Raw genomic sequence first — 25,413 nt, forward strand, 5'->3', positions numbered from 1 at the left:
TTTTATGCCAACAACCTACGAGCTAAAAATATATGGCAAAGTTCAACATGTTGGATTTAGAGATAGGGTTGAAAATATTGGACGGGGTTTGGGGATTGATGGGGTAGTTTATAATCATAAGGATGGAACTGTTAGAATATTGGCTAACTTTGATGATGAAGAAATTAAAGAGTTGTTTAAAAAGAATATTAAGGTACTGGAAAAGAAGGATAAATTAATTAAGATTGAGAAAATAGAGGAAAAAGAATTAAATGCATATATTGAGTTTCCAGATGGGATTAATAGGATTTCAGCAGATGACTTAATTGAATTAAATAAGAAGTTGGATGAAGGGGTTAAATATATAAAACTGATTTTTGGAGAAATGGAAAAAATGAATGAAAAATTAGATAAAATCGTAGAATTATTAGAGAAAAAACTTTAAGACCTTAAAAACTAACCTTAAAAGGTTTTGCCAAAAATTTTTTATTGTTGAGGTGGTTTATTTGATTGAGGACAAAATAAGGGATATAGTTAAACAATTCAAGCCCTACGTCCCAGGAAAATCAAAGGAAGAAATTGCAAGGAAATACGGAATAAAACCAGAAGAAATTATTAAATTGGGTTCAAATGAAAATCCTTGGGGTCCTTCACCAAAAATTAAGGAAGAAATATTGAAGGAAATTCCAAAACTCCATCAATATCCAGAACCCGTTAGCCCAGAGTTGTTAGAGGAGTTGAGTAAATTCTTAGATGTGCCAAAAGAGAACATCATCGTTGGTGGAGATGGAGCAGATGAGGTAATCGACACAATAATGAGGACTTTTATTGACAAGGGAGATAATGTTGTCATCCCAATCCCAACATTTACACAATATGCCATATCGGCAAAGATTTATGGGGCAGAAATAAGATATGCAAAATTTGATAAAGAAAAGGACTTTCAATTGGATGTTGAGAGTGTCCTAAATAATATAGATGAAAGAACAAAAGTTATCTTTCTTTGCACACCAAACAATCCAACAGGAAACGTTATTGACAAAAAGGACATTGAAAAAATTATAAACTCAACTGATGCTCTTGTTGTTATAGACCATGCATATATAGAATATGCGAAGAAAGAGTATGATTTAACAAAATGGGCATTAAAATACGATAACGTCTTAGTTTTGAGAACATTTTCGAAGGTATTTGGTTTAGCAGGGCAGAGAATTGGTTATGGTATAACAAATGAGAAAATAGTTAATTACATGATGAGGGTTAAGCCAATATTTAGCTTAACAAGATTAAGCCAGATTTGTGCAATAACTGCCTTAAGAGATAAAGAGTTTTTTGAAAAATGTGTAAAAGATGGAATAAAAAGTAGGGAAATGCTCTATGAGGGGTTGAAGAAATTTAAGGACTTAAAGGTCTATCCATCTGAAGCAAATTATGTACTTGTTGAACTTAAAACAATGACATCAAAAGAGTTCTGCGAAGAACTCTTAAAAAGAGGAGTTATTGTCAGAGATTGTTCATCCTTTGATGGTTTGGGAGATAATTATGTTAGAATTTCAATTGGAACATTTGAAGAGAATGAGAGGTTCTTAAAAATATTAGAAGAAATTGTTGAATAATTGTACTTGTATTTAATTTTTAAAACTACTTTTTTTATTCTATTTTATATAAAAATATTTTGGTTTATTTTTAAACAGAAATTTTTAAATATAGTTTTTGATATGACATAAAATCTGTTATATTTTTTAAATTTAAGATTTTGAACGACACTTTAGATTATTAAAGTAGTTATGTGGTGATAAAGATGAGGAAATATTTGATACTTTCATAATTATTATTGTTAGCACTTCCCTTTATTACCTACTGATGTGAAATAATTTTGAGGTACAACAGTGTGATACAATGTGGTCTAATTATAAAATCTACATAATAACGATTATTGGAATGCTGTTTTTAACCGGGTGTATAAAAAATAATTCAACTAAATCATCCAACAATGAATCTGAAATCATTACAATAAAAATAACAGTACTGTATGATAATCCAGTATCAAAAAACTACTTACTGCCAAAAAATGAGCCAAATAGTGTATCTTTATATGAATATGTAAAAAATGAAAGTATCCCCGGAGCATCATATTTCAAAAAGTTAAAAACATTCCCTCTAAAAAAGGTTGGAAGTAACAAATATGTGGCTATTATACAACTAAATATTTCAGATCTACATGAAAACTATACCTATTGTATAGGGTATCCTCCATTAAACTACATTGATAAAAATACATGTTTGGTAATAAAAGTAACTAATAACATGCCAAGAGAAATAAATGGCACTATTCATTATTGGAGGTCACAACTGGCAATAGGGTGATGAATATGAAAAAATACACTGGATTTGTAATAGGAGTGTTGTTACTAATAATATTCCAAATATCATATGCTGAAAATTCTGATACATATACCTTAACTATAGATAGCTATAAAATTAAAAATATAGACAATAATTCACAACTTATATTAATAGATGGATTTAACAATGGGAACTCCCCTGGAAATCCTATGTTGCCATATAAACAGTATGACATACTACTTCCATTAAACTGTGATTTATCAAGTGTAAAATTGGAAATAGTAGAAACTGAAGGATGTTATATTAATAAAACTCTAAATATCCCGCCTGCACCACCATATGTGGCAAACATTGTTAATAAGACCATAATTAGTTATGGAAGTAACAAAAATATAAAGAATGGATACAATTTAGATATATATAGCGTTAATAAACTTTATCCAAGTAAACCTATCTCAATAGTTCACAAAGGTCAGCTTAGAGAAGCTAAATTGGTTAGGGTAGTATTTACACCAGTGCAGTATAATCCAGTAGAGAAGAAAGCTTACATAAACAAAAAAGTTGTTTTTAAAATATCATATAACTTATTAGGCACCAGTTCCTCAACTGAAAAAGGATATGTGATGTCTCCACAGACATATAAACTACTGAATAACTATAATATCCTAAATAAAAATGTACTAAAAGAAACTACATTACCAAATAGCAACACTAATGCCATATATGATTATGTAATTGTAACAACAAATGATATTGTAAAGTACTCAAGTCAATTAAATAACAATAACTTTGTTAATTATTTAAAATTTAAAGGATATAATCCTTTAATTATTACTGAAGATGATTATGGATATGAAACTGGACAGCAAAGAGCCATAAATATTAGAAACTGGCTTAGAAACCACTATCTGACTTACGGAATAAAATATGTGTTACTAATAGGAAACCCAGATCCTGATGACCCCTTGAATAGTTCAGATAGCTATGGAGATATACCAATGATGATGTGTTATCCAAGATATGGTGCTGGGGACGACGATGAAGATTGTCCAACAGATTACTTCTATGCAGATTTAACCGGAAATTGGGATTCTGACGGAAATGGTATATATGGTGATCCTAATGATACTGTAGATTTTTATCCTGAAGTATTTGTTGGTAGGATTCCTGTGTATAATAATGATTATGGGGCATTAGATGCTATATTATATAAAATAATGACTTATGGAAACACTTATGGAGATTGGAGAAAAAATGTAATGTTGCCAATGGCGATTTCAAATTATGAAAATGAAGATGGATATAATAGAACAGATGGTAGGGATTTACCAAAATATTTAATTGAAAATTCACTAAATCAAAATGGATTTTCTCATTACGTAATGTATGAAAGAAGTGGTATAAATCCAGTTCCTACTACTGCTCCATACTACAATGCACCAATAAATAAGTCAAATGTCATTAATGAATGGAACAATGGTTGTGGGATAGTATTTTGGTGGGGACATGGCTATCATAAAATAGTATATAGGGAAATATGGGTTGAAGATGATGGAGATGGTGTACCAGAATCTAATGAGATGAGTTGGATAAGTTTCTTAAACTCTTATGATACTTTAAAGCTAAATAATGATAAACCAGCAATAACCTATCAATGTTCATGTTCAAATGGCTACCCAGAAGACAGTGATAATTTAGGATATGCTTTATTAAAAAGAGGGGCTATTGCTACAGTTTCAGCTTCAAGAGCATCTTGGTATAAACCAGGGTATTGGTCACCCAATGGAGATCCAGACAATGCAGAAATTGGATACGAGTTTGTTAAAAGAGTGGTGGATGGACATCCTGTTGGTGAAGCTTTATATTTAGCAAAAAGTTCTTTTAGAAATAATCTTGATTCATGTGATATAATGAATTTAATGGATTTTAATTTATATGGAGATCCTTCTTTGACTATAAATGAAAATAGCAATTATACTCCACCAAACTATTATGTAATTAATAAGCTTCCTTATACCATAATTCAAAGTGGATATTATGTGTTAAATACTTCCTGTGAAAACCTCAATACAACCGCTATAACCATAGATGCAGATAATGTTGTATTGGATGGGAACGGGGAGGTTTTAGATGGATATTGTGCAGATACCTATCCTACTGGAATCATAGTAAATGGACATAAAAATATCACAATAAAGAATCTAACTGTTAAAGAATTTTGGGATGGAATCTCCCTTTACAGTTCATCAAATAACACAATAACAAATGTAAATGCTTCAAATAATAATCATTATGGAATCCGCCTTGACAGTTCATCAAATAACACAATAACAAATGTAAATGTTTCAAATAATAATGATTGTGGAATCTTCCTTGACAGTTCATCAAATAACACAATATCAAATGTAAATGCTTCGAATAATAATGGTAGTGGAATCTACCTTTGGGATTCATCAAATAATAATACAATAACAGATGTAATTGCTAATAACAATAAAGAGGGAATCCGCCTTGTCAGTTCATCAAATAACACAATCTATCTAAACAACCTAATAAACAACAGTGAAAATATTGGACTTTATGGTTCATCAAACAACACTTTCCATTCACCAAAACCAATAACTTACATATACAACGGAACAAACTACACTAACTACTTAGGGAACTATTACTCAGACTACAATGGAGCTGACTCAGATAAGGATGGAATTGGAGATACTCCATACACAATAGCCGATGGAGTATATGATCAATATCCACTAATAAAACCAATAGAGAATTATATCGAAGTTAAATACATAAATAAATTACCATACAAAATAAGTCAAAGTGGGTATTATGTGTTAAATACTTCCTGTGAAAACCTCAATACAACTGCTATAATCATAGATGCAGATAATGTTGTATTGGATGGAAACGGAAAGGTTTTAGATGGGAATCATACAAAATATACCACCCCTGGAATCTGTGTAGAATATTATGGAATCTATATAAGAAATCATAAAAATATTACAATAAAAAATCTAACTGTTAAAGAATTTTATGATGGAATCTTCCTTTGGAATTCATCAAATAACATAATAACAAATGTAAGTGCTAATAATAATAATTGTGGAATCTCCCTTGGCAGCTCATCAAATAACACAATAACCAACAATAACTTTAAAAATTGTGGGTTAGATGTGTATTATTCATTCAACAACACAATAACAAATAACACAGTTAATGGAAAACTACTGATTTACTTAGAAAATAAGGAAAATGTAGTAATAGATAGTAGTAGCAACGCTGGACAAGTAATTGCAGTAAATTGTAAGAATATAACCGTTAAAGATGTAGATTTAAGTAATACAACCGTTGGAGTAGAATTTTTGAATGTGTCAAAAAGTAAGATAATTAATGTAAATGCTTCAAATAATAATGATTGTGGAATCGTCCTTTGGATTTCATCAAATAACACAATAACAAATGTAAATGCTTCGAATAATGAAGATGGAATCGTCCTTTTGGATTCGTCAGATAATAACATAATATATCTCAACAACTTAATAAACAACAGTTGTAATATTGAAGGTTGGGATTCATCAAATAACATCCTCCACTCCCCAGAGGAAATAACCTACATTTACAACGGAAATCAATACACTAACTACTTAGGAAACTACTATTCAGATTACAACGGAACCGATAACGATGGAGATGGAATTGGAGATACTCCATACACAAAAGGAGGAGTATATGACCAATACCCACTAATAAACCCAGTAGAGAACTACATTATTGGAAATACAACCCATGAAACCCATGAAGTTAAATATATAAACTCTCTACCATACACCATAACTGAAAGTGGCTACTATGTGTTAAATACTTCCTGTGAAAATCTCAATACAACCGCTATAACCATAGATGCTGATAACGTTGTCTTAGATGGGAACGGAAAGGTTTTAGATGGAGATAATACAAAATATACTATCCCTGGAATCTGTGTAGAATATTATGGAATCAATATAACTGGACATAAAAATATTACAATAAAGAATCTAACTGTTAAAGAATTTTATGAAGGAATCTTCCTTTGGAATTCATCAAATAACATAATAACAAATGTAAATGCTTCGAATAATAATGATTGTGGAATCCACCTAGGTGGTTCATCAAATAACAACATAATAACAACAGTAAGTGCTAATAACAATGGTTGGGATGGAATCCACCTTTACAATTCATCAAATAACATAATCTACTTCAACAACTTAATAAACAACAGTGAAAATATTGGACTTTGGGGTTCATCATCAAACAACACCTTCCACTCTCCAAAACCAATAACCTACACTTACAACGGAAATCAATACACAAACTACTTAGGAAACTACTATTCAGATTACAACGGAAATGATTCAGATGGAGATGGAATTGGAGATACTCCATACACAAATAACGGAATAAACGACTCCTATCCATTAATAAAACCAGTAGAGAACTACATTATTGGAAATACAACCCATGAAACCCATGAAGTTAAATACATAAACTCTCTACCATACACCATAAATGAAAGTGGCTACTATGTGTTAAATACTTCCTGTGAAAATCTCTCTGGAACTGCTATAACCATAGATGCAGATAATGTTGTTTTAGATGGGAACGGAAAGGTTTTGGATGGAGTTGGTAAATATAATGGAATCATTGTGAATGGACATAAGAATGTCACAATAAAGAATCTAACTGTTAAGGAGTTTTGGAGAGGAATCTGCCTTGACAGTTCATCAAATAACACAATAACAAATGTAAATGTTGATAGCAATGAGGATGGAATCTACCTTGGCAGTTCATCAAATAACACAATAACAAATGTAAGTGCTTCAAATAATGATTGGTATGGAATCAACCTTTGGATTTCATCAAATAACACAATAACAAATGTAAATGCTTCCGATAATAATGAGTATGGAATTCTACTTTACAGTTCATCAAATAACACAATAACAGATGTAATTGCTAATAACAATATAGAGGGAATCCACCTTGACAGTTCATCAAATAATAATATAATAACAGATGTAATTGCTAATAACAATAATGAATCTGGAATCGACCTTTGGATTTCATCAAATAACACAATAACAAATGTAAGTGCTTCAAACAATGAAGTGGGAATCTACCTCGACAATTCATCAAATAACAACATAATATACCTCAACAACTTAATAAATAACAAAAATAGCATTATGATTAGGGATTCATCAAACAACACCTTCCACTCACCAACACCAATAACCTACACTTACAACGGAAATCAATACACAAACTACTTAGGAAACTACTATTCAGATTACAGTGGAACTGACTCAAATGGAGATGGAATTGGAGATACTCCATACACAATAGCCGATGGAGTATATGACCAATACCCACTAATAAACCCAGTAAAGAACTACATCATTGGAAATGAAACAACAACCACATACATCGACTTATTAGGAAACCTAAATTATAAAATCATAAATGAAACAGAAAATGCCACAACCTTCGAAATAACATTAACAGTAACAAACAACGGAAACTCAAATAGTGGAGAATTTAATACAACAATCTACATAAACAACAATCCAGTAAAAACCGAAAGATTATCATTAAATGCAGGAGAATCAAAAGAAATTAAAATCAACTATACAACAAATTCAACAAACGACATTGAAATAAAAGCAGTTATTGATACAAATAACGAAGTTGATGAAGTTGATGAAAATAATAACATTATCCTAAAAACCATAAAATTCCCAGATGTTGGAATTGCATGGACATACATACCAACAGCAGTAAAAATAAATGAAACCAAAAAATTATGGTTTGATTTAAGAAAAGAGGGCTATGGAACTGTTGAAGCAAACTTAACAGTAAAATTAGACGATAAAATAATACACAACGAGAAAATAACATTTGATGAATGGTATTATGATTACATATATAAAGAAATTCCAATAACTTTCAACGAATCAGGAACCCACAACATTACAATAACCATAACTCCAATAGGTACAAAAGACAGAAATGTGGCGGATAACACAAAAACCATAAGTGTTACAGTAAAAGAGATAAAAGCAGACATTAAAGAAGTTTATGGATTGCCATACAACAATGTCTTACAGGCAGATGGAGAGTACTGGATAGATGTTTACTACAATGTCTCAGTTCCAAGTTACTACACAATTAAAATAAACACAACGAAAGGTATCCAAATAATTGGAGATTCTGAAAAAACAAGATACACTTGGAGATATGGATGGACATACTTCAAAATAAAAGCAGTTGATATTTCAAATGATGAAAATATATCAATAGAGATATTTGACAATAACAACAAATTATTGGCAAATAAAACACTAACCGGAATAAAAATAACTGACCATCCAGTTGAAATTAAGTATTCGAACATCACTTGCACAAATTCATCAGCGAATTTAACATTTATGGTATTTAATACAACAAAATACGATGTCGATAGACATATTGAATATATGGTAATGGTTGGAGAACAAGGAAGAATTCTAAAAGGAATTGAATACCTCGCTGAATATCCACACGGATGTATTGAGCAAACAACATCACCAATGGTTGCATCTATCTATGTTAAAAAATACTGTGAGCAAAACAATATTTCAACAAATATTGACTTTGATTCTATGGTAAATAATGGGATTGAAAGATTAACAACCGGAATCAGAAAACCAAAAGTAATCTCAAATAATGAATACGCCTGGGGACTTTGGGGATCATTATATCCAAAACCAATCCACACTGGATATGTATTATACGGATTAACTACTGCAAATATGAGTGGTTATGCTGTAGATATGAAATATATTGAAAATGGAGCAAGATATTTAGTACATTCACAAAATAGCGATGGAAGCTGGAACACTGGATATACATATTACATGAGGGATGAATTCTCAAGCAATGCATTAATTACAATAAGTTTGGCACAAACATACAACTTAACAACAAATGAAACACTGAAACAAGAAATCTTCAATGCAACAAACAAATCAGTAAGATACCTGATCAGTCAAAACATAGATAAAAATAACATCTACGACTTAGGATTCAAAGCATGGGCATTATCAGAAGCATACAATATGGGAATTAATGACTCAGAAGTTAAAGATGCATTAAACCAAACAATTAAAGATATTGGAAACTGGATAAATGAACACAATAATGCAAATGTCATCTCATTATTCAGAGGAACTTCAAGTTACAGCGTATATGGAGTTGCATCAGAGAGTATTGCTGTAGCCTCAATTGGATGTCAAAAAGCAAAAGATATTATAGATAACGATGAATACATAACCCTAAACAACATGCTAATAAACATATACAGCAGATATGGCGGTTCTGGATGGGGTTCAACAAAATCCACTGGCTTAGCATTAAGGGCATTAACTGAATCAGGAAATGCAACAAACACCAACAACATCCAAATAACTGTAAAAGTTGATGGAAATAAAATAGATACAATAACTGTAAATGCAACAAATCCAAAATTCATAGGAAAATACTACAACAACACACTATTAACAAGTGGAGAACACAATATAACATTTGAATTTAGTGGAGACTCCAAAATATTATGTGGAGTTCTAATGTCACAAACAACACCATATTCAATAGCAATAAAAAGTGATGGTAAGGATTATATCGACCCATTAGCAGAAGATTTCAACTTAACAATAACAACAACAAAAGCCATTGTTGGTAGGGAATTTAATGCAACATTTACCATAATTAACAAAGATACTGAACCTATTGAAGTAGGAATTTTAGAAATAAAATTACCGAAAGGAATGAACTATACAAACATAACAAAATACATGGATCTACCATACAGCATTAAATTCAACTCAACAACAAATGAAACGACACTATACATTTATCCTGAAATAGTAAATGCATCAAGCAGTTTATCAATAACAATTCCATTAAATGTAACAGAAGAAAATGCAAATGATATTGAAGCCGTATTCTATCCGATGTACAATGAAGAAACAATAGCTCCAGCAAAAGCAACAATAACCGTAACTCCAATAAGAAAAATGAATATAGCACTTCCAACAGGATGGACAATGGATGTTGAAGAAAAAGAAGATAAAACAATAATTACCATTAAATAACTTTAAATTTTCTTTTTTTAAATTTTGGAGGTGGAGTTAATGAAATATATTTATGTCATGTTAGGAATGATGCTTTTATTATTGATTCCAATGGTTGCAGGGGAGGTTAAAGAGATACCTCAAGGGAATGTTGAAATAAATATAATCCAATATAATGTATCGTTCAACTACACGCTTGAAGAAGATAAAAATCTAACAATATTGGAACTAAACACTTCAAAAGAAGGTGATATTGTAGCATATTTTGATAATAAGCCATTATTTTTATATAGGCCATCTAATGATTCATCAGCAAAGACATATAACATCTCTCTATTAAATGGGACAATTGCAATAGTGGGAGTTAATGCATCAAACTATAATAAAATTGAAGAAACTACAAATTGTACTTTTGTAGGATGGAATAAAACACTTGGATATGCATTTTTCTTATTTGATAATATAGGAGAATCAAAATCAGGAATTATTAAGTTAAAATATGAACCACAAGCATCAACAACTACAACAACGACTACATCCTATAGTAGTGGAGGAGGAGGTGGCAGCCATCACATAACTACTACTGAGCAATACCCAGGAGTAGCAGAAGATATAAAATCAGAGAAAATAAAAGAAATGGTTTATAAGGCTAAGATAATAATCGGTTCAGAAGTAGATAACAACTTATCTGCAAAATACCTTAAGAATACCACTGAATTAGTGAATCAGTCATTAGAAATAAAAGAAGATTGTATTTTAATTGGAGGTCCTGTAGCAAATCCAGTAGTTAAAAAATGGCTATGGGCATTTCCAGTTAAAATAACTAATGACTATCCAGGTAAGAATAGAGGAGTTATAGAAAAACAGATGATAAACGACCACATAGTAATACTCTTAGCAGGTTCAGACAGATGGGGAACAAAAGCGGCTGTAGAATACTTCAAGACATTAGATGATATTCCAGATGAACCAATATTCGTAGAATGGAAAGATGGAAAGGCTGTGAAGATTGAAAAACCATAAATTAAAAATTCTTTTTTACTTTTTTATTTTAATTTTATTATTTTGGACATATAATGAAATTTTTTATAACAATTTTACCATTGAATTTATATGAGAAAATAATTTTTTGTAAATATTGGTGAAATTATGGCAAAATTTATAATGGTCGTTGGAACATCCTCAAATAGTGGAAAGACAGTATTAACTTCGGCGTTGTGTAGAATTTTAGCAAATAGGGGATATAAAGTTGCTCCATTCAAATCCCAAAATATGAGTTTAAACTCAAGAGTTGCAAAGGAAGATGGGGAGATTGCAGTTGCCCAATATACTCAAGCAAAGGCGGCAAAAACAGAACCTTCAATACACTTTAACCCTATTTTATTAAAGCCAAAAGGAAATTTTATCTCTCAAGTTATCGTCCATGGGAAGCCATATAAAGATATGGATTACAACGAATATAGGAAAAATAAAGACTATTTCCTAAAAAAAATAAAAGAAAGTTTGGATTATTTGGATAAGAATTATGATTATGTCGTTATGGAAGGGGCAGGAAGTTGTTGCGAGATTAATTTGTTGGATGATGACATAGCAAATTTGAGGATAGCGGAGATGGTTAATGCAAAGGCAATTTTAGTTGCAGATATTGACAGAGGAGGGGTATTTGCATCAATTTATGGAACTATTGAACTCCTCCCTAAAAATTGGAGAAAATTGATAAAAGGAATTGTAATAAATAAATTTAGAGGAAATGTTGATGTTTTAAAGAGTGGAATAGAGAAAATTGAGGAACTAACAGGCATTCCAGTTTTAGGGGTTGTTCCTTATGATGAACATCTAATTTTGCCAGAAGAGGATAGCCAAGCATTGCAAAGTAAAAAAACTTTTGGAAATTTAAATAGTAAGGTAGAGGTTAATGTTTTGAGATTTTCGAAAATCTCCAACTTTACAGATGTTGATGCGTTATCAAGGGATGCGTTTATAAAATTTATTGATTTTGGAGAGGACATAACGGGAGACATATTAATCCTCCCAGGAACAAGGACATCGACAAAGGAGATGTATTTAATAAAAAAATATGGCATGGATAAGAAGATTTGGGAGTTTATTAGAAGGGGAGGTATTGTTTTGGGGATTTGTGGGGGCTATCAGGTTATGGGAAAGATGTTGGTTGATGAAAACAAGAAGGAAAGTGAAGTTGGAACAATTGAGGGTTTGGGAATATTTGATGCTGTAACTTACTTTGGTAATGAGAAGGCAATAAAAAACTCAAAAGGAGTTTTAGAGATTGACGGGAAGGTTTTTGAAGTCGAAGGTTATGAGTTGCATGAGGGAATTACGCATTCAAATGAAAAACCACTTATCAAATTAGAGAAGGGCTTTGGAAACAGAGGAGATGGCTTTGATGGCTCAATAAAGAAAATAGGGGATGCTTATTTAATTGGAACTTATTTCCATGGAATTTTGGATAACTATGAGTTTAGGAATTATTTGATTAATATTGTAAGGAAAAGAAAAGGCCTAAAACCAATAAAAGGAGATAATTATAGGAAGGTTTTTGAAGAAAACATGGATAAATTAGCAAAAATTGTTGAAAATAGTGTTAACCTTGATTCAATAATAAACTAAAATTAAAAAATTAATAGGTTTGATTTTCTTTCTTTGGGGTCTGTCCATCGTGAGGGTTAATTTAAGCGGGAGTACTTTTATCCACATTTACTCCTATTAGCAATTATGCATATTTATCGTATATATAGTTTTCTAATACATATTAGTCACCAATAATCACCAACTTATCTTTAAATACATACTTTAAAAGAGCAGCTAAAGCCCTCTCCGCTCCGAACTCATTTATTAATTCTTGAGATATTTCAACATACTCTTGGTAATCCTCTGATTTGATAATTTCTACGATGTTATTCAAAATTTTTGATTTTTTTGCATTTATAACATCATCTATCTCAGGGAGTTTTTCTTTTCTAATATTTACCTTTGCAATTTTTTTGATATATTTGAGTTTTCTATATTCATTAGGCGTAACAAAACTTATAGCAGTTCCTTTTTTTCCAGCCCTCCCTGTTCTTCCTATCCTATGCACATAAGATTCAGGATTTTGGGGAAGAGAGTAGTTTATCACGTGTGTTAAGTTGTTAATATCAATACCTCTTGCAGCAACATCTGTAGCAACTAAAATATTGATTCTCTTTTTCTTAAATCTATTTAGTATTCTTTCTCTTTGTTTTTGGGCAATATCACCATGCAATGCATCTGCTTCATATCCTTTTTCAATAAGTTTATTTGCGACTTCGTTCACATCTGCCCTTGTTTTACAAAATACCAATCCATAGAAATCATCTTCAACATCTATAACTCTGCATAGTGCCTCAAATTTCTTTGAGTTGGAGACCTCATAATAAATCTGCTCCACTAAATTTGTAGTGAGTGTTTCTTTTTTCACACTTACTAATCTATATTCTTCCATATACCTTTTTGCTAAGTTTAATATGGTTCTTGGCAATGTTGCAGAAAAGAGAAGAACTCTTTTATTTTTATTAGTGTGTCTTAAAATCTCCTCTACATCATCAATGAATCCCATGTTTAGCATCTCATCTGCCTCGTCCAAAACCAAATAGGAGATATTTTTTAAATTTAAACTACCTCTTCTAATGTGGTCTAATATTCTCCCGGGTGTTCCAACCACTATGTGAACGCCCCTTTTTAATTGCCTAATTTGCGGTTCTATTGGTTGTCCTCCATATACTGGCAATATTTTTAGCTTTTTTTCTCCTTTTAAAGAATCTATTTCCTCTGAAACTTGGATAGCCAATTCTCTTGTAGGAGTGAGAATTAATGCCTGCACGTCTTTTGAATTCTCATCAATCTTTTCAATTAACGGTAATCCAAACGCTGCCGTCTTTCCGGTTCCTGTTTGTGCCTGCCCTACGACATCAACATCTCCATTTAAAAGAATTGGAATTGTTTTTTCCTGAATTTCAGTAGGTTCTTTAAATCCTTTTTTTTCTAAAGCTTTTAATGTATTTTCTGATAAACCTAATTCTTTAAAACTCAAATTCATAATATACTCTCCTTTAAATTGAAATCTTAATTAAAAGCAGAAAAAAGTTTTTTCTGCCAAATAAAGATATAAAAAAGAGGATTCCTCCTCGAAATTTATACTGAATATGATTTTATGCTTTATATTATTTTCCTTAATTCCTACAATTGGATATAATAATTATTCTTTAACTGGTCTAAACTTGTATCCATAACTTATAATACCATCTTCTCCATCTTCTTTTATTCTCCTAAATACTGCCTCAACTGGCATACCAATGTAAATCTCATCTTTATCACAATCCACAATTTGGGCAGTTACCTTTGGCCCTTCCTCAAGCTCTACTATTGCTATGATGTATGGGGCGATTTTTTCAAACTCCTTTGGTGGTGTATGGACAACTGAGTAAGTATAAACTTTCCCTTTTCCACTTAATTTTATCTCTTCCATTTGTGTCTTTCTTCTACACTTTGGGCATAATATTCTTGAAGGGAAATAAACAGTTCCGCAATTTTTACATTTGACTCCTATTAAGTTGTATCTTTCCCTTATGTGCCTCCATGTTCTAACTACCATGTTCTCAACCCCAAATATCTCCCTACATATGTTAAAAGGTTTGGATATTAACGCTTAAGTTATCCAATGATAATTTTATTGTTGTTTAAGTCAATTTTTTTAATTTCTCCCTCAAATTCCTTCCTTTCCCCAAACAAATCAACTGCTATAATTTTGTTATCTTTTTTCTCTACTAAAATAACGTCTTCCATAACTAATTCATCATTTAAGTAAAGGTTGCAACTGCACATAAACAATCACGCTTTTATTATTTGTTGTTGTTTCTTTGGTTATTTTTATGATATGGGTTTATTGTTCTAATAAATTGCCGTAATTTTTGTATATATTATAACGAGTATCATCAAAACCACAAATACCATTGCAGCAGAAACATACAGATAAACTGCTAATCCATCAAATAAATAATACTCAACTACAAAATCCAATATAATAAATCCAATGAACAACACAAGGAATTTAATAAATAATTTTAAAATTTTGTCCATAATCTCCCTAATTACCGCTTATCTGAAAGAATATGGACGCAGACAGTTCCTCCAGTTCCCCCTACATTTGCAGTGATTCCATAACCATGCTTAATACTTGCCTGCCTATCTTTGCATTCTTTATCCTGCTTTAATTGCCAATATATTTCCCCAACTTGTCTAATTCCAGTTGCTCCCAATGCGTGCCCTGCTGCTTTTAATCCACCACTTGGGTTTACTGTTGGGAATTCATCATAGTCAATCTTTATCTTCCCTTCATACACAATCTTTCCAGCCTCTCCTTTTTTGCAGAATCCTAAATCCTCAATGAGAATGAGTCCATTTATAGCAAAGCAATCATGCACTTCTGCAACATCAATTTTGTTTGGACTTATTCCTGCCATTTTATATGCCTTCTCACTTGCAACTTTTGCAGCCTTTAATGTTGTCATACTTTCTCTATCATGCAAAGCCATGGTGTCTGATGCCTGTGTTGATGCTTTAATGTAGATGATGTCATCACTATTAACAAATTCCTTTGCCTTCTCTGCCTCACAGACAATTAATGCACTTGCACCATCAGAGATTGGTGAACAGTGCATCAAAGTCAATGGCTCTGCAACAGGAGAAGCATTAATTACTTGCTCCAATGTTACCTTGAATGGAAATTGGGCGTATTTGTTTTTTGATGCGTTCTCATGCATAATAACGCTCCACATTGAAAGTTCTTCAATTGTTAAACCATATTCATACATATATCTCCTTGCCATCATTGCATATAGAGATGGAAATGTTGCTCCAAAAAACGCCTCCCACTCTTGGTCTGATGCGGAGGCAATAGCAGAGGTTGCATCACTGACGTCAGTCATCTTCTCTACTCCACCAACCAAAACAACATCATGATGCCCACTCGCTACTGATAAGACAGCGTTTCTCAAAGCCAAACTTCCAGATGCACATGCTGCCTCCACTCTTGTGCATGGGATTGGATTTAAGCCAGCATGGTCAGCGATTAATGCAGCAATGTGTTCTTGCCCAACAAACAAACCCCCACTCATATTTCCTATATACATTGCATCAATATCCTTCCCATCTACATTTGCCTCATTTATTGCCTTAATTCCTGCCTCAACGATTAGTTCTCTGAATGATTTCTCCCATAACTCACCGAATTTCGTCTGTCCATAACCAATGATTGCAACATCCCTCATTGTTCCACCTTTTCATAAAATTCAATGAGTTTAATTATTATTTCATAGAGTTCATCAATTCTTTTTAGTCCTTCTTTTACAACTTCCAAATTTAATTTATCATATTTATGAACAATTGCATTTCTAAGCCCGTTGTATTGTTTTAGTAAGGTTGCTTCTTCTTTTGCAATAATATTATGTTCCAAAAGTTTTTCAATGTTTGTGTAATCGTCCTCAACATTTAATCCAACATCCTTAACAAGCATTGCTACAACATCCATTGCAACATCAACACACACTTGGAGAGAATATAGCAGTGCCCTTTTTGTAACCTCATCCTCAATTTTATGCTCTTTTATGAAGTAATATTCTTCCTCAAACTTTTCAAGTTTTTCCAAATATCTCTTTTTTCTTTCCATTAAATCTCCTCCTCAAAAAGACCTTCTCCCTCACACTTTCAAACTGATTCTCTCTAATCCTCTTTTCCATATCCTTCCAAGTCTTTCTGAATTTGTAGAAATACTCTGAAAGCTCCAATTCATTTCCCCAAATAACTTTATGGTTTTTTATAACATCCATTTTTATATAAAGTGGTAGATCTTCAAAGATTTTTATGTCATATTTATTCCCCAATTTTCCTAAGATTTCTAAGTAAATATCTTTTTCAGCCCCAACCAAACAAATATCCACATCACTTCTCTCTGTATATTCATTTTTTGCGTAAGAACCATATAACAATATACCAAATGCCTTATCTTTAAATTCCTCAAAGTCCTTCTTTATTTTTTCAATCATTATATCACATCTCAACTCATATCACCAAACATTTACATTATTTTCACATCTTAATTTTTCTTCGCAACCTTTAAAAAAGGTTGCATCCAAATTAACAAGTATTTTGGCTCTACCACATCTTCACATTTTAATTTTCCCTCTAAACTTGACGTAGGTTGCATAATCAATGTAAATTTTGTCATTGAGCATTTCCATTGTTTTTGGGGCTTTATCTTTAACTTCCTCAATTCTCTTTGTTACAGTTAAGTCAAATGCATCACTTCCTGCCCCACTTCCATAAGAGACAGCCAAAATCCTGTCCCCTTCTTTTGCATTATCTAATATATTGGATAATCCCAAAGGAACTGCTCCTGAATATGTGTTTCCTAAGTAAGGAGTTAACAGTCCATTTTTGTATTGCTCTTCTTTAAATCCGAGCGTTTTTGCTGCCTTTATGTAGAATTTTCCATTTGGTTGGTGGAAAACACAGTAATCATAATCTTCTGGTGTTGTATCCATCTTTTCCATTAATCCCCTTGCTGCACTTAAAACATGCTTAAAGTAAGCTGGTTCTCCAGTAAATCTTCCCCCATGTCTTGGGTAGGGTTGTCCCTCTCTTCTCCAAAAGTCAGGCGTATCTGTTGTAAATGAGTAGGTTCCATTAAAAATAGCAATTAACTCGTCCTTTTTATTTCCAATTATATATGCAGCCCCACCAGCTGCTGCTGTATATTCCAGCGCATCCCCTGGGGCTCCTTGGGCAGTATCTGCCCCAATAGCTAAACCATATTCAATAATCCCACTCCCAACCAATCCCATACACATTTGAATGCCCGCAGTTCCTGCTTTACATGCAAACTCCAAATCAGCAGCAGTTAAGTCAGGAGTTGCCTCAATTGCCTCCGCTACAATAGTTGACGTTGGTTTTACAGCATATGGATGGCTCTCACTCCCCACATAGATAGCTCCAATTCTCTTCCCCTCAATCCCTGCCCTTTTTAAGGCATTTCTTGCTGCTGCAACTGCTATTGTTGCCGTATCTTCATCAGGGCCAGGAACACTTTTTTCATTAATGATTAATCCTTTCTTTATACTCTCTGGATTTTTTCCCCAAACTCTTGCAATTTCCTCAACCTTTATTCTATATTTTGGAATGTATGCCCCATAACCAACTATTCCCACTTTCATGATTTCACCAATTTATTCAAATTCATTTTATATCTGATAATCTTTTTAACAACTCTTTTATATCCAATTTGGTAATTAGTAGGGGAATATTCTCAACCTCAGCCAATTTTATGGCAAGAGTATCTATCTCTTGAACCCCCTGAAAGACAACGACCCTTGGCTTCATATTGCTAACCCTTATAGCAACCATTGGGCTTCTTCCAGAAGAGACATTCGTAAATACTAAAGCCCTCTCAGTAGTCCAACCATAAAGGTTTAAAAAATCCTGCCCATCCATTTCAAGGATGGCTTTTATGCTATCCACAACAGTGTGTCCATAAATCACATTGCCTAAATTTTCTCCATAGACAATCTTTGCATCAATGATATTGGCAAACTCTTCAATACTTATTGGATTCTCATATTCCTTAATGGACAATATTGCTTTTATGGATGGGGATGTGTCCAATATTCTTTTCAATGCTTTAATTGTGTGTCCTCCTCTTTCTTTATCTATCTCAATTAAAGCATGGACATATTTTTTTATTATGCTGACTCCAGGATTTTTTCTCCTCCCGACTTCATAGTCACTTACAACAGATGGAGAAACTCCTAAATACCTTGCTACTTCAACTTGCGGGATATTAAATAATTCCCGCCATTTTTTCATGGCTTTTCCAGGATTCTCTGACAATACTATGTCCCCAGTAATGTGTATTGCTATCTTTTCCATACCAATACCTTCCAAACTTTTTATATAAAAACATTTCGATTTTGTTGTAATTGTATTCGTTATTTGACGAAATTGAGAATGAAAAAATAGAATATCGGAATTTTTGAAATTTAGAGGTTTTGAAATTCGACCTATTAGTTTTCTTACTCAATGTCCTAAAAACTTTGGAATGAAATAAAGTGTTCCAATGGCACTTCCAAGGTTTGCCAGTGCAGCAACAAGTAAAATTCTCATAAGATTGTTGTTTAACAATTCTTTTACTGAATTTGCGTGGAATAGGGCTATTATATCACTTTTTTTAATTTCTCTAAACTTTAACTCGGCAAGTCCTGCAATCCATCCTGCTCCAACAAATGGGATTAGTGAGGTTATTGGAGCAGAGAGAAATGCAACTAATGCAGAAATTACATGACCTCTTGCAATAACAACCCCCAATGCTGATAGGAAACCATTTATAATTACCCACTCTAAGGTTAATTTCTTCAATGCATCAATATTTGAAGATATGCTATAAAAGCCATAGAGTATAACAAGAACTATTGCTACTGAAATAATTTTTCCAATATATTTCCAAATCCTGCTTTTTTTGGTCATATTTAGTTCGTTTAAATCTATGTCTTCTCCTTTCTCTAATTTCTTTAAATAATTTATTATTCCCCTAATATGCCCTGCACCAACAACTGCAACAATTTTTTCATTGCCCTTACTTAACTCGTACAAATTTTTTGCCATGTATCTGTCTCTTTCATCAACTAAAACTTCGTAAATTGTTGGAGAAATATCTTTTAAAAGTAGGACTAACTCATCCGCATTATTTACCATATCATTAATTGATTTATTGTCAATATCTATCTCCCCATTCTCTTCAAATAAGCTCAAAAAGAAATTTATCTTTTCTTTTAGTGACATTTTGTTTAGGAGTCTTGTTAATGTTATGTTTATTTGCCTATCTATTAATGATATTGGTTTTTGATGTTGTATTGCAATTTCAATGGCTTTTTTCATTTCACTTCCCGGCTTTACTCCTAACTCTTCACCTATCTTTTTTTGGAAATATGATAGTATCATATGAAGTAAAAAAATTCCTACTCTTCCCTCTTTAATAACTCTTTTAATGTCAATGTTATCCATATTATCATTGTTTCCCATAATTGCTAAAAATCTCTCCCTATCCAACTCAACAGCCACAACATCAGGATTTATATTAATAATGGCTTCTTCAACTTTTCTCACACTCTCTTCAGAAACATGAGCTGTCCCAATTAAATAAATGTTACATTCATTGAAACCATTATTTATCTTAATATGCTTCACAATCTCACCGTATTTATATTAGGTATTCTATATTAGGTATTGCAATATATAAATTTGGTGATACTTATGATAAAAGTTAGAGATGTTATGAAAAAACCCATAACTGTAAATCCTGATGATGACATAAGGGATGTTATAAGATTATTTAGAGAACATAAAATCAGCGGAGCCCCTGTTGTTGAAGATGGGAAATTAGTGGGTATTATATCTGAGAGTGATATAGTAAAAACAATAACTACCCATAATGAGTCAATTGGTTTGATTTTACCTTCCCCGTTAGATTTAATAGAACTACCATTAAAAACAACTTTGAAAATTGAAGAATTTAAAGAAGATATAAAAAAGGCATTAAAAACAAAGGTCAAAGATGTTATGACAAAAGACGTTATAACAATCTCTCCAGATGAAACTATAAATGATGCGGCAAAGTTAATGATCGAGAATAATATAAAAAGGCTCCCAGTTGTTGAAAATGGGAAATTGGTGGGCATTGTTACAAGGGGTGATTTGATAGAGGCATTATGCTAAATATCCCATATTATTTGGATTTAAATTAAATTTTAAAAATAAAATAATCAAAATAATCTAAAAATGATCCTTGATCATTATAATCGTGAGTAAAAAAACATTAAAAAATTTGGTGAGACAAGATGGAAATTGTTTCCCCTTCAAGGATTCACATGGGACTTATTGATTTGAATGGAAGTATTGGAAGAGTGGATGGTGGTGTTGGTTTAGCTCTTGAAAATCCAAACTTAATAATTGAAGGAAAAGAAAGTGAGGAAATTGAGATTGAGTTTGATAAATCAATTCTTAAAAATTTTAATGAAAATTATATTAAAGATGTAGAAAGAAGGGTTAAAGATGCAGCAGAGAAAATATTAAAGCATATAAACGAAGATGGGGTAAAATTACTCATAAAAAAATCCTTTCCGTCCCATTCTGGGCTTGGTAGTGGAACACAGATAGCCCTTTCAACAGGAAAATTAGTATCCCTCATATATGGGAAGGAACTTAATGCCTATGAAATAGCAAAGATTACTGGGAGAGGAGGAACTTCTGGAATTGGAATTGGGGCTTTTGAAATGGGTGGATTCTTAGTTGATGGAGGACATTCATTTGGAAAGGGAAAAGATAAGGAAGATTTCAGGCCTTCATCAGCATCAAAAGGCGTAAAACCAGCACCAATAATATTTAGACATGACTTCAATTGGGATGTGGTTTTAATTATCCCAAAGGGAGAGCATGTTTATGGTAACAAAGAGGTTGATATATTCAAAAAATACTGTCCCGTTCCTTTAAACGAAGTTCAGAGAATTTGTCACTTGATTTTAATGAAGATGATTCCAGCGGTTATTGAAGATGATTTAAATGCATTTGGGGAAGTGGTGAATGAACTTCAAACACTTGGGTTTAAAAAGGTGGAGGTCTCTTTGCAATCAGATATTGTTAAAGAACTTATAGAAGAGTTGCAGAGGGTAGGTTATGCTGGACTATCGAGTTTTGGCCCAACAATCTATGCACTTGGGAATGTGGATTTAATTACAGAGAAAGCAAACGAAATCCTTGACAAACATGGTGTTGATGGGGAAATAATAGTAACAAAAGCGAATAATGTGGGATATAGAGTAAAATATAACATTAATAAGTGAATAAACATTTTGTCTATAGTCTATAATAAAACAACAAATCAAAATAAATAAAAATAATATATAAATGGTTTGAAACTTATTAAAATTACAAAGAAAAATTTTGCTTTAATGGTAAAGCAATGAAACAGCAAATGACTAAGGGGAAAATATGTCAGTGGATGTTGATGAAATTATAAAAAAACTAAACCCAAAATTCAGAAACATTGAAGGTAAAAAGCTTCTCATTGCTATTGCAGTAGATGAGGATAAAAATGTCCTTATGACTGCTTTTATGAGTGAAGAATCTTTAAGAAAGACACTTGAGACAGGACTGATGCATTATTATTCCACAAGCAGAGATAAGATTTGGATGAAAGGGGAAGAAAGCGGAAATATACAGAAAGTTAAGGAAATTTATAGGGATTGTGACGGTGATGCTTTGTTGTTTGTTGTTGAGCAGAAGGGAGTAGCATGTCATGAAGGTTATTATTCCTGCTTCCATAGAAAACTTGAGGATGGAGATATAGTTATTATTGACCGAAAATAATATATACTAAAATATATATAGATGATTGGACTTTTAATGCTTTCTTTTAAATTTAACTCCCCGGGCATTGGAGGGGCAGGGGCGCATTTATAGTCATTTGCGTTATAAGTGGTCATAGTTATTAATGAATTTAAAAGGACAAATATGCTTTATTTGAAATTTTACGAACGATTTATTGTTCTTTTAAAATTTATTGTAGTTAAATAAGTGCAAAGAATTCCGCGAACAACCATATTTTGAAATATTGCTAAATTTTGTTGCATGAGATTTTAAAGAGAATTTCAATTAACTAAAATTTTGCGAGTCTACATAATTTTCAATAATCCAAATAAAAACATACTTAAATAAATAATACAAGAGTTTAAAAGGGTTTAAAACTAATTTAAAACAAAAATATTATTGTAAATTCTTGAAATTAATTGGGGTAATCAAATAAAATTTAAAGTTAAAGTATTCAAAAGCGAGGTGATGTGATATGAAATACACAATTGAGAATATTAATGATGATTACGAGTTCAATGAATTTTCAGAAGAAAAAAGCATAAATTTAGATAAAAAAGGTATACCTATTGAGGAATTAGATTTAAAAAATAAAAACATAACAGTAGACACTTGCGTTGTTATTGATGGAAGAATAACTGAGTTAATAAAGAAAGGGGTTATTAAAGACAGCAAAATAATAATTCCAGAGGCTGTGGTTTCTGAACTTGAATATCAAGCAAATAGGGGTAGGGAGATTGGTTATAAGGGGATTGAAGAGTTAAGGCATATGGTTGAAATTGCAAAGGAATACAACATTGAAATTGAATACTATGGGGAGAGACCTACAAGGGAAGAGATTGCACTTGCTAAAAGTGGGGAAATAGATGCAATGATTAGAAAAGTTGCAAAAGAAACGAACTCTGTACTTTTAACAAGTGATTGGATTCAATATAATTTGGCATTGGCACAGGGTATAGAAGCATATTACTTAGAGGCAAAAGAGGAAAAGGTTGAATTAGTTTTAGATAAGTATTTTGATGAATTGACAATGTCAGTCCACTTAAAAGAAAACTGTGTTCCTTATGCAAAAAGAGGAAAACCAGGAGAAGTTAAACTTGTTCCTATTGGGGATAAAGAACTCACAAAAGAAGAGATGGAAGAAATTATTGATAACATTATAAAATACACTGAGCAAAATAACGGTCTCATTGAAATTCAAAGAAGAGGGGCAACAGTAATCCAGCTTGGAAATATAAGGATATCAATTGCAAGGCCACCTTTCTCTGAGGCTTTGGAAGTTACGGCAGTAAGACCAATAGCAAAGGTTTCCTTAGAGGATTATAATTTATCTGAGGAATTATTGGAGAGGTTAAAAGAGAGGGCAGAGGGTATATTTGTTTCTGGAGCTCCTGGAAGCGGTAAATCCACATTCGTTTCAGCATTAGCAGAATTCTACAGACAGCAGGGTAAAATAGTAAAGACCATGGAAAGTCCAAGGGACTTGCAGGTGAGTAAAGAGATTACACAATACGCTCCTCTTGAGGGTAGTATGGAAAAGACCTGCGATATCCTTTTATTGGTTAGGCCTGATTACACAATATATGATGAAGTGAGGAAGACGAGGGACTTTGAAATATTTGCAGATATGAGAATGGCTGGAGTTGGAATGATTGGAGTTGTCCACGCATCAAAACCAATTGATGCCATCCAAAGGTTAATTGGTAGAGTTGAGTTAGGAGTTATTCCTCAAATTGTTGATACCGTAATTTTCCTCAAAGATGGAAAAATAGAAAAGGTTTATGAGGTTGATTTCACAGTTAAAGTTCCTCATGGAATGAAAGAGGCTGATTTAGCAAGACCAGTAATTGAGATTAAGGACTTTGAGACAAAGAGGACAGAATACGAAATCTACACCTATGGAGAAGAAGTTATAGTAATGCCAATAAAGGAGGATGAGTTTGATAGACCACCAATTTATAAATATGCTGAGGAGAAGTTGGAAGAGATATTGAAGAAATTCCTTCCAAGAAGGGCAAAACCAAAAGTTAAGGTTTTAGACCACAATACCATTGAGTTAAGAGTTCCAGAAAAATACATGGGTTCTATAATAGGAAAGGGTGGAAGAGAAATTTCAAAATTAGAAAATATCCTTGGATTAAAAATTAGTGTTAGGGCAAAAGAAGACGTTGAGAAATTTGAAAATGAAGAACTCTCTTATGAATATATATCAGAATATGAATTCACAAAACTCAAAGAGACAGGCAAACATATAGTTGTAGATGTTGGAGAGGACTTTGCTGGAGCAAATATAAAGATTTATATTGATGGGGAATACCTCTGCTCAGCAACGGTAAGTTCTGATGGAACTGTTAAGATAAACAAAAAAACAAGTATTGGTAAGGAATTATTAAAGGCTATGAAAAAAGGTAGGGATATTTACGTGGATTTGACATAATTTAAGCTAAGAGTTGGAATTTTTGCTAAAAATAATTTAATA

The 25,413-nt window shown here is 32.2% G+C and carries 20 protein-coding genes; 10 read left to right on the forward strand and 10 right to left on the reverse strand.

The features are described 5' to 3' along the window. Positions 1–4 precede the first annotated feature (4 nt). The 6 genes from METIG_RS07255 to cobQ all read left to right on the forward strand — a co-directional run bounded on the left by METIG_RS07255 (position 5) and on the right by cobQ (position 13,112). Entirely contained in the window at positions 5–424 is a 420-nt protein-coding gene (locus tag METIG_RS07255; protein ID WP_048055583.1) for an acylphosphatase, read from the forward strand. A 61-nt stretch (positions 425–485) separates the two neighbouring features. Continuing rightward, positions 486–1,595, forward strand: a complete 1,110-nt coding sequence (gene hisC, locus METIG_RS07260) for a histidinol-phosphate transaminase (RefSeq protein ID WP_013799565.1) — start codon at positions 486–488, stop codon at positions 1,593–1,595. A 283-nt stretch (positions 1,596–1,878) separates the two neighbouring features. Beyond that, the gene (locus tag METIG_RS07265) at positions 1,879–2,346 is read left to right on the forward strand and encodes a hypothetical protein (protein WP_048055584.1); all 468 of its coding nucleotides are present in this window, start codon (positions 1,879–1,881) and stop codon (positions 2,344–2,346) included. Between the two features lie 5 nt (positions 2,347–2,351). After that, the gene (locus METIG_RS07270) at positions 2,352–10,505 is read left to right on the forward strand and encodes a NosD domain-containing protein (protein WP_048055585.1); all 8,154 of its coding nucleotides are present in this window, start codon (positions 2,352–2,354) and stop codon (positions 10,503–10,505) included. A 39-nt stretch (positions 10,506–10,544) separates the two neighbouring features. After that, positions 10,545–11,507, forward strand: a complete 963-nt coding sequence (locus METIG_RS07275; RefSeq protein WP_013799568.1) for an S-layer protein — start codon at positions 10,545–10,547, stop codon at positions 11,505–11,507. A 126-nt stretch (positions 11,508–11,633) separates the two neighbouring features. Next, positions 11,634–13,112, forward strand: coding sequence for a cobyric acid synthase CobQ (gene cobQ / locus METIG_RS07280; protein ID WP_013799569.1), 1,479 nt, complete (start codon positions 11,634–11,636; stop codon positions 13,110–13,112). Between the two features lie 142 nt (positions 13,113–13,254). Here cobQ and METIG_RS07285 read toward each other — a convergent pair whose 3' ends face one another. The 10 genes from METIG_RS07285 to METIG_RS07325 all read right to left on the reverse strand — a co-directional run bounded on the left by METIG_RS07285 (position 13,255) and on the right by METIG_RS07325 (position 20,756). After that, a complete protein-coding gene (locus METIG_RS07285; protein ID WP_013799570.1) occupies positions 13,255–14,559 on the reverse strand; it encodes a DEAD/DEAH box helicase in 1,305 nt (434 codons plus the stop codon). A gap of 159 nt (positions 14,560–14,718) precedes the next feature. Further along, positions 14,719–15,114 carry a Zn-ribbon domain-containing OB-fold protein gene (locus METIG_RS07290; RefSeq protein ID WP_013799571.1) on the reverse strand — a complete coding sequence of 132 codons (396 nt, stop codon included), beginning with the start codon at positions 15,112–15,114 and terminating at the stop codon, positions 14,719–14,721. 59 nt (positions 15,115–15,173) lie between these two features. Continuing rightward, on the reverse strand, positions 15,174–15,344 hold the full coding sequence (locus tag METIG_RS09325) for a CooT family nickel-binding protein (RefSeq protein WP_013799572.1): 171 nt from the start codon (positions 15,342–15,344) through the stop codon (positions 15,174–15,176). A gap of 66 nt (positions 15,345–15,410) precedes the next feature. Beyond that, positions 15,411–15,599: a hypothetical protein gene (locus METIG_RS07295; RefSeq protein ID WP_013799573.1), complete on the reverse strand. Its 189-nt coding sequence runs from the start codon at positions 15,597–15,599 to the stop codon at positions 15,411–15,413. Positions 15,600–15,610: 11 nt separating this feature from the next. Beyond that, positions 15,611–16,789 carry a thiolase domain-containing protein gene (locus METIG_RS07300; protein ID WP_013799574.1) on the reverse strand — a complete coding sequence of 393 codons (1,179 nt, stop codon included), beginning with the start codon at positions 16,787–16,789 and terminating at the stop codon, positions 15,611–15,613. Then, the gene (gene hepT, locus METIG_RS07305) at positions 16,786–17,187 is read right to left on the reverse strand and encodes a type VII toxin-antitoxin system HepT family RNase toxin (RefSeq protein WP_013799575.1); all 402 of its coding nucleotides are present in this window, start codon (positions 17,185–17,187) and stop codon (positions 16,786–16,788) included. Before hepT ends, METIG_RS07300 begins: the two co-directional genes overlap by 4 nt. Continuing rightward, a complete protein-coding gene (locus METIG_RS07310; protein WP_013799576.1) occupies positions 17,153–17,563 on the reverse strand; it encodes a nucleotidyltransferase domain-containing protein in 411 nt (136 codons plus the stop codon). The genes hepT and METIG_RS07310 overlap by 35 nt, the downstream gene beginning before the upstream one ends. 120 nt (positions 17,564–17,683) lie before the next feature. Then, positions 17,684–18,730, reverse strand: coding sequence for a hydroxymethylglutaryl-CoA synthase (locus METIG_RS07315; protein ID WP_013799577.1), 1,047 nt, complete (start codon positions 18,728–18,730; stop codon positions 17,684–17,686). Between the two features lie 22 nt (positions 18,731–18,752). After that, positions 18,753–19,442, reverse strand: coding sequence for a helix-turn-helix domain-containing protein (locus tag METIG_RS07320; RefSeq protein WP_013799578.1), 690 nt, complete (start codon positions 19,440–19,442; stop codon positions 18,753–18,755). Positions 19,443–19,589: 147 nt separating this feature from the next. After that, positions 19,590–20,756, reverse strand: coding sequence for a TraB/GumN family protein (locus tag METIG_RS07325; RefSeq protein WP_013799579.1), 1,167 nt, complete (start codon positions 20,754–20,756; stop codon positions 19,590–19,592). 66 nt (positions 20,757–20,822) lie between these two features. Between METIG_RS07325 and METIG_RS07330 the strand changes: the two genes are divergently transcribed. The 4 genes from METIG_RS07330 to METIG_RS07345 all read left to right on the forward strand — a co-directional run bounded on the left by METIG_RS07330 (position 20,823) and on the right by METIG_RS07345 (position 25,371). Then, the gene (locus METIG_RS07330) at positions 20,823–21,284 is read left to right on the forward strand and encodes a CBS domain-containing protein (protein WP_013799580.1); all 462 of its coding nucleotides are present in this window, start codon (positions 20,823–20,825) and stop codon (positions 21,282–21,284) included. Positions 21,285–21,406: 122 nt separating this feature from the next. Then, a complete protein-coding gene (locus METIG_RS07335; RefSeq protein ID WP_013799581.1) occupies positions 21,407–22,408 on the forward strand; it encodes a beta-ribofuranosylaminobenzene 5'-phosphate synthase in 1,002 nt (333 codons plus the stop codon). Positions 22,409–22,556: 148 nt separating this feature from the next. After that, positions 22,557–22,934, forward strand: coding sequence for a phosphoribosyl-AMP cyclohydrolase (gene hisI, locus METIG_RS07340; RefSeq protein WP_013799582.1), 378 nt, complete (start codon positions 22,557–22,559; stop codon positions 22,932–22,934). A gap of 475 nt (positions 22,935–23,409) precedes the next feature. Continuing rightward, entirely contained in the window at positions 23,410–25,371 is a 1,962-nt protein-coding gene (locus METIG_RS07345) for a PINc/VapC family ATPase (protein WP_013799583.1), read from the forward strand. Positions 25,372–25,413 lie beyond the last annotated feature (42 nt).

Origin of the sequence: Methanotorris igneus Kol 5, from assembly GCF_000214415.1 — an archaeon.
GTDB classification, from domain to species: Archaea; AGJL01; Methanococci; order Methanococcales; family Methanococcaceae; genus Methanotorris; species Methanotorris igneus.